The organism is Aestuariivirga sp. (genome assembly GCF_044239095.1).
In the GTDB taxonomy this organism is placed as follows: domain Bacteria; phylum Pseudomonadota; class Alphaproteobacteria; order Rhizobiales; family Aestuariivirgaceae; genus Aestuariivirga.
In genome coordinates this window covers 1-6,267 of record NZ_JBIICB010000259.1, presented here as the reverse complement: position 1 = coordinate 6,267, position 6,267 = coordinate 1, and the positions used below count along the sequence as shown (strand labels likewise).

The following is a 6,267-nucleotide window of genomic DNA, read 5'->3' as shown; positions in this document are numbered from 1 at the left end:
GGGTAACGGAATGACAAGAAATCTGACGCTTGCCTTGCACTTGCTGATGGCGGCCGCGATCGGTGCGCTTGCTGCACCCGCCGAGGCAAAAACCTACAAGATGACGACCGAGATCGCACCCGGCGTGGCGACGCCGGACACCCTCGAGACGTCAATCGGAACCTTGAGGCTGAATGACGGCTTTCCCACGGCTGAAACGACCGCGAAAATCTGGGACAACCTAGACCGTTCTCGCGCGCTGCAGGCTTATCTTTTGGCGGTGCCGATCGTGAACCAGGCCGGAATGCGCGACTCGCTGCTGAAGTTCGGCCCGGTGAACAGGACGGACGTGATCTGGGAAAATCTCGTCGACCCGCGCACGGTGGAACTGACGGCAAATGACAACACGATCTACAGTTTCATCTGGAACGACACGAAGGACGGCCCGCTGGTCGTCGAGATTCCGCCCAAGGTTCTCGGCACGATCAACGACTTCTGGTACAAATGGGTGGTCGATGTCGGCATCACCGGCCCCGACAAGGGCGAGGGCGGTAAATACCTGATCCTGCCGCCCGGCTACACGGGCGAGGTGCCGGAGGGTTACTTCGTGGTACGCCCGACGACCTACGGCATGTGGACGGTCTTCCGCTCCTTTCTGGTGGACGGGAAAACCGGGCCGGCGGTTGAAAGTGTCAGAAACCACCTCAAGATCTATCCACTCTCGCAAAAAGATAATCCGCCGCCGGTCACCCTGGTGAACGCCTCCGGCGTGCCGGCCAATTTCGTCATGCCCACCGACTATTCGTTCTGGGAACTTCTGAACAAGGTGATCCAGGAAGAGCCACCCGAAGGATCAGACCCGACCACGCTCGGCCTGTTCGCCTCGATCGGGATCGAGAAGGGCAAGCCCTTCGCGCCCGATGACCGGATGAAGGCAATCCTCACGGATGCAGCAAACATCGGCGCGGTGACGGCCCGCTCGCTGGCCTTCAACATCCGCAGCCGGGAGGCCTACATCTACCCTGACAGCAACAGCCACTGGCGGCTGCCGTTCTTCGGGGGCTACAAGTTCCAGTCTCAGCCGGGCGTGTCCAACCTCGACGGGGCGGCGTTCTATTACTTCTTCGCCACGGGTGTGACGCCCGCGATGGAAGAGAAGATGGTAGGGCGGGGATCGCAATATCCCTGGGCTGCGCTGGATGCCGACGGCAAGCCGTTCGACGGCGGCAAGACCTACCGGCTGACGCTGCCCAAGGGAATTCCCGTCAAGGATTTCTGGTCGGTGATCGTCTATGACAACCAGACACGGTCCATGCTGCAGACCGACCAGGCCGCGCCCAGCGTTTCAAGCCAGAACAAGGATGTCAAAATCAACACCGACGGCTCGGTCGACGTGTTTTTCGGCCCATCGGCACCGGAAGGCATGGAAAGCAACTGGGTCCAGACCATTCCCGGCAAGGGCTGGTTCATGATCCTGCGGCTCTACGGCCCGCTGGAGCCGTGGTTCGACAAGACCTGGCGGCCGGGCGAAATCACGCTGGTGAAGTAGCCCCGCCCGAGACGATGCAGAAAAACCCCGGTGCGGAAGCCCGGGGTTTTTTGTCATTTCCCGGCCGGGAAAACGCAAAAAGCCAGCCCTGGGGGCTGGCTTTGAATGCGACAACGGAAAACTGGCTTAGTTTTCGGTCTTCACGTCCAGAACCTGGCGGCCCTTGTAGAGGCCGGTCTTCAGGTCGATGTGGTGGGGGCGGCGGAGCTCGCCCGACTTCTTGTCCTCGACCCAAGTCACGGTCTGCTCATGGTGGCCGGAACGGCGCATGCCGATACGGCTCTTGGACATTTTCTTGCGTGGAACGGCCATTTGAAACTCCATAAAGAAGGGGCGCGGAGAACGGCCCACGCCCTTCAGTTGGCGCGGCTTCTAACAAAGACTAGGGGGCAAGGCAAGCAAGATAGGGCTCCATGCCACGCATCCTGAGCAGAATCCGGTCGGCAATGCGCCGAACACCCCTGGACGGCTTCCCGGCATTGCGCTTGATCGGGTTTGGAAGCACCGCCGCCAACAAGGCCGCTTGCTTTTTTGTCAGGTTTTTCGAGGACTTGCCGAAATGATGCTGGGCCGCCGCCTCTGCCCCGTAGACGCCCGGCGCCCATTCCACGACGTTAAGGTAGATCTCGATCATCCGGCGCTTGGACCAGACAAAGTCCATCCACATGGCCAGCGGCAGCTCGATCAGCTTGCGGATTGCGAAGCGGCCGTCCCAGAGGAACAGATTCTTGGCCGCCTGCATGGGAATGGTCGAGGCGCCGCGGACGGGGCCCTCGTCCTTCTCGAGGGCGTCCTCGATGACGCCCTGGAATTCCCGCCAGTCGACACCGCGGTGCTCGCAGAACCGGGCATCCTCGGAAGCGATGACCGCGCGCGGCAGGTTGGGGGAGATATCTTCGAGGTCCACCCACTGCTTCTCGATGCCCGCACCACCGAGCGCCCGCAGAAGCATGATGTTGGAGACGGGCGGCGGCACAATCGCATAGACCAGCGTCATGACAACCGGCCAGGCTGCAAGAAAGGCCAGGAGATAGAGGCCCCAGCGCAGAACGCGCGCCCAAGGCTTGTGGCGCGTCCCGGGAATCTGGCCAGGTGTTGCGCAGGAAAGCGTTGCTGGTTGAGTTTCTTCGGTCATGACCCTAATCAGAAGCGGCCATACCACAGGAATTCCGCCTTGTCCTTCCAGCAAGCCCTTGGCGCCACGGCCGCCGAAATCGATACCCTGCTCGACCAGTTGCTGCCGCCGGATGCATTCCCCGCCCCGCGGGTGACCGCGGCGATGCGCTATGCGGCGCTGGGCCAGGGAAAGCGGCTGCGGCCGTTTCTGGTGGTCGAATCGGCGGCTCTGTTCGCGGTTCCGCGCCAGCAGGCCCTCAGGACCGGCGCAGCACTCGAATGCGTGCACTGTTACTCGCTGGTGCACGACGACCTGCCCGCCATGGACGACGACGACCTCAGGCGCGGCAAGCCCACGGCGCACAAGGCCTTCGACGAGGCGACCGCCATCCTCGCAGGGGACGCCCTGCTCACCTACGCCTTTGACATCCTGTCCGGCCCGGAAACGCATCCGGACCCCGGGGTACGGCTGAAGCTGGTCGCGAGCCTCGCCAAGGCTGCGGGCGTGGCTGGCATGGTTGGCGGGCAGGCGCTCGACATCGAGGCGGAAACCCGCACTGGCGCAGGTCTCTCCGACATCGTGCTGATCCAGTCGCTAAAGACGGGCGCCCTGTTCCGCCATGCCTGCGAGGCGGGCGCCATCCTGGGCGGGGCGGATCCTGCCCCCCTTCTGCGCTATGCCGAAAAGATCGGGCTGGCCTTCCAGATCGCCGACGACATTCTGGATGTCGAATCAACTCCTGACGCGCTCGGCAAGGCGACCCAGAAGGACAAGGGCATGGGCAAGGCGACCTTCGTGGACCTGCTGGGCATGACCGAAGCCAAGGCGCGTGCAGCAGCACTGGTGGACGAGGCGACTGCAAGCCTTGCCGTCTATGGCGACAGGGCGGCGGTGCTGAACGAGGCGGCACGGTTCATCGTGGAAAGGCGCAAGTGATAGCAGCTTGCCCGGCATCCTCTCCCGCTGAAGGAGCGGGATAAAGACATCAGCCCCACCTGTTCTTCACATAATCCTCGACGATGTCCTTGAACTGGGCGGAGAGGTTCTCGCCCCTGAGCGTCATTGCCTTCTTGCCGTCGATGAAGATTGGGGCTGCCGGAAGTTCGCCCGTGCCCGGAAGCGAAATGCCGATGTCAGCGTGCTTCGATTCGCCGGGCCCGTTGACGATGCAGCCCATGACGGCAAGTTGCAGCGTCTCGAAGCCGGGATAGTCCCGCTGCCAGTCCGGCATGCGGTTGCGGACATAGGACTGGATGTCCTGCGCCAGTTCCTGGAAGGTTGTTGAGGTGGTGCGGCCACAACCCGGGCAGGCGATGACCATCGGGGCGAAGTTGCGGATGCCCATGGTCTGGAGAATTTCCTGCGCCACGAGCACCTCGCGCGTGCGGTCGCCGCCGGGCTCAGGCGTCAGCGAAATACGGATCGTGTCGCCAATCCCTTCCTGCAGCAAGACGGCAAGCGCTGCCGTGGAGGCCACGATGCCCTTCGACCCCATGCCCGCCTCGGTAAGGCCGAGGTGGAGCGCGTAATCGCAGCGCGAAGCCAGGGAGCGGTAGACGGCGATCAGGTCCTGGACCTCTGAGCACTTGGCGGAAATCAGGATCTTGTCCCTCGGAAGGCCCAGTTCCACCGCGCGTTCAGCAGACATGAGGCCGGACTGGACGACCGCCTCATGCATCACCTCGCGCACATCCTTCGGTTCGGCGGAGGTTGCGTTCTGGTCCATGAGCTCGGTCAAGAGCGACTGGTCGAGCGAGCCCCAGTTGACGCCGATCCTGACCGGGCGGTCGAATTTGATGGCGGTCTCCACCATCATCGAGAAGTTGCGGTCCTTTTTCTCGCGGAAACCCACATTGCCGGGGTTGATCCGGTACTTGGCGAGTGCCTCCGCGCAGGCCGGGTGATCATTCAGCAGCGTATGGCCGTTGTAGTGGAAATCGCCGACCAGGGGCACATTGACGCCCATCCGGTCGAGCTTCTCCCGGATATGGGGGACGGCCCTGGCCGATTCCTCGCGGTCGACCGTTATTCGCACGACTTCCGAACCCGCACGGGCGAGTGCCGCCGTCTGCTGCGCGGTGCCTTCGGCATCCGCCGTGTCGGTGTTGGTCATGGACTGGACGACGATGGGGGCACCGCCGCCGACGGTGACGTGGCCCACCTTCACGGGGATCGATGTCCGGCGGTTCCTGATTGCTGAATAGCTCATGGGTGACTAGTTGGCCTGAGGACGAAGCAAGGTCAAGACGAAGAGAAGACCCGCCGACAGCACGATCGCCGGGCCCGTGATGGCGTTGGCGAAGGCCGACAGCAAAAGCCCCGAAACCACCGCAATACAGGCAAGGCCAGCGGCGGCCAGCGCCATGGCCTCCGGACTGCCGGCAAGCCGGCGCGCAGCGGCCGCCGGGATGACCAGAAGGGCGGTAATGAGAAGCAGGCCCACGATCTTCATCGAAATCGCGGTCATGAGCGCGATCAGCAGGACGAAGCCCAGTTCCACCCGCCTGGTCCTGACGCCCTCGGCCGCGGCGAGCTCCTCATGCACCGACATTGCGATGAGGTCACGCCACAGGAGGCCGAGAATCAGCAGAACGGCTGCCCCGCCCGCCCAGACGATCGCGACATCCGCCCAGGTCACGGTGAGGATATCGCCGAAGAGCAGGTCCATGTGATCTCCCGCAGCACCCGTGACGAGGCCCACGGTGACGATCCCCAAGGCCAGGAAGGAGTGGGACAGGATGCCCAGCAGCGTATCCGTGGCAAGGACGCGCTGGCGCTTGAGCAGCATCAGGAGAAGCGCCACGGCGATGCCGGAGGTGACCGCGCCGAGGGTCAGGCTGAAGCCCAGAAGCAACCCGAGGCCCACGCCGAAGAGGCCCGAATGCGCCAGCGTCTCGCCGAAATAGGCCATGCGGCGCCAGACGATGAAGCAGCCCACGGGGCCAGCCACGGATGCAATCGCCAGGCCCGCCAGAAGGGCACGCTGGAAGAACGGCTCGGAGAGGATCTCAAACACGAGGGTCAGTGCCGGTGCGGATGGTCATGATCGTGGTGATGGTGATCGTGGCTGTCGTGGTCATGATCGTGGTGGTGGGTGTAGGCCGCGATCATGCGCGCGGCCGACGGCCCGAAGAGCTTGGCGAATTCCGGGTCCTGCTGCACGGTGGCAGGGCCTCCCTCACAGCAGACATGCCCGTTGAGGCAGACGACGTGATCGCTCTCCGCCATGACCATGTGGAGATCATGGCTGACCATGAGAATGCCGCAGCCATGCGACCTGCGCACCTTGGAAATCAGTTCGTACATGCGTGCCTCGCCCATGAAGTCCACCGCCTGGACGGGCTCATCCAGCACCAGAAGTTCCGGCTTCCTCAGAAGCGCGCGGGCCAGCAGCGCGCGCTGCAGCTCGCCGCCCGAAAGCCTGGAAACGCTGGCATCCTTCAGATGGGGAATGCCGGTTTCGGAGAGGGCCGCGTCGATCTCGTCCTCCGCGGGGTTCAGCGTCAGCGACAGGAGGCGGCGCACATCGAGCGGGACGTTGAGCGTTTGCGGAAACCGCTGCGGCACATAGCCCACGCGCAGCCCCTTCGAACGGATGATCTCGCCCGAGGTGAGCGGCTGA

Annotated in this window: 7 protein-coding genes; 2 read left to right on the top strand and 5 right to left on the bottom strand. The window is 63.5% G+C overall.

Features of this window, described 5'->3' with window-relative positions; all coding sequences use genetic code 11:
• The first annotated feature begins 10 nt into the window (after positions 1-10).
• Positions 11-1,528: a DUF1254 domain-containing protein gene (locus tag ACILRA_RS18465; protein ID WP_395663531.1), complete on the top strand. Its 1,518-nt coding sequence runs from the start codon at positions 11-13 to the stop codon at positions 1,526-1,528.
• 126 nt (positions 1,529-1,654) lie between these two features.
• Here ACILRA_RS18465 and rpmF read toward each other — a convergent pair whose 3' ends face one another.
• Entirely contained in the window at positions 1,655-1,840 is a 186-nt protein-coding gene (gene rpmF, locus ACILRA_RS18460) for a 50S ribosomal protein L32 (protein WP_395663530.1), read from the bottom strand.
• 70 nt (positions 1,841-1,910) lie between these two features.
• The gene (gene mtgA / locus ACILRA_RS18455) at positions 1,911-2,663 is read right to left on the bottom strand and encodes a monofunctional biosynthetic peptidoglycan transglycosylase (RefSeq protein ID WP_395663529.1); all 753 of its coding nucleotides are present in this window, start codon (positions 2,661-2,663) and stop codon (positions 1,911-1,913) included.
• A gap of 39 nt (positions 2,664-2,702) precedes the next feature.
• Here mtgA and ACILRA_RS18450 point away from each other — a divergent pair, with 39 nt between their 5' ends.
• On the top strand, positions 2,703-3,581 hold the full coding sequence (locus tag ACILRA_RS18450) for a polyprenyl synthetase family protein (protein ID WP_395663528.1): 879 nt from the start codon (positions 2,703-2,705) through the stop codon (positions 3,579-3,581).
• 49 nt (positions 3,582-3,630) lie between these two features.
• Here the strand turns inward: ACILRA_RS18450 and ispG are convergent, their stop codons facing one another.
• The 3 genes from ispG to ACILRA_RS18435 form a co-directional block, all read right to left on the bottom strand.
• A complete protein-coding gene (ispG, locus tag ACILRA_RS18445) occupies positions 3,631-4,854 on the bottom strand; it encodes a flavodoxin-dependent (E)-4-hydroxy-3-methylbut-2-enyl-diphosphate synthase (RefSeq protein WP_395663527.1) in 1,224 nt (407 codons plus the stop codon).
• Positions 4,855-4,860: 6 nt separating this feature from the next.
• A complete protein-coding gene (locus ACILRA_RS18440) occupies positions 4,861-5,661 on the bottom strand; it encodes a metal ABC transporter permease (protein ID WP_395663526.1) in 801 nt (266 codons plus the stop codon).
• 5 nt (positions 5,662-5,666) lie between these two features.
• The coding region (locus ACILRA_RS18435) for an ATP-binding cassette domain-containing protein (protein ID WP_395663525.1) at positions 5,667-6,267 on the bottom strand (601 nt) is incomplete at its 5' end.

What these genes read in the sequence shown, in the direction of transcription:
- ACILRA_RS18465 (WP_395663531.1), top strand. Translation starts at nt 11, where the DNA reads ATGACAAGAAATCTGACGCTTGCCTTGCACTTGCTGATGGCGGCCGCG.
- rpmF (WP_395663530.1), bottom strand. Translation starts at nt 1,840, where the DNA reads ATGGCCGTTCCACGCAAGAAAATGTCCAAGAGCCGTATCGGCATGCGC.
- mtgA (WP_395663529.1), bottom strand. Translation starts at nt 2,663, where the DNA reads ATGACCGAAGAAACTCAACCAGCAACGCTTTCCTGCGCAACACCTGGC.
- ispG (WP_395663527.1), bottom strand. Translation starts at nt 4,854, where the DNA reads ATGAGCTATTCAGCAATCAGGAACCGCCGGACATCGATCCCCGTGAAG.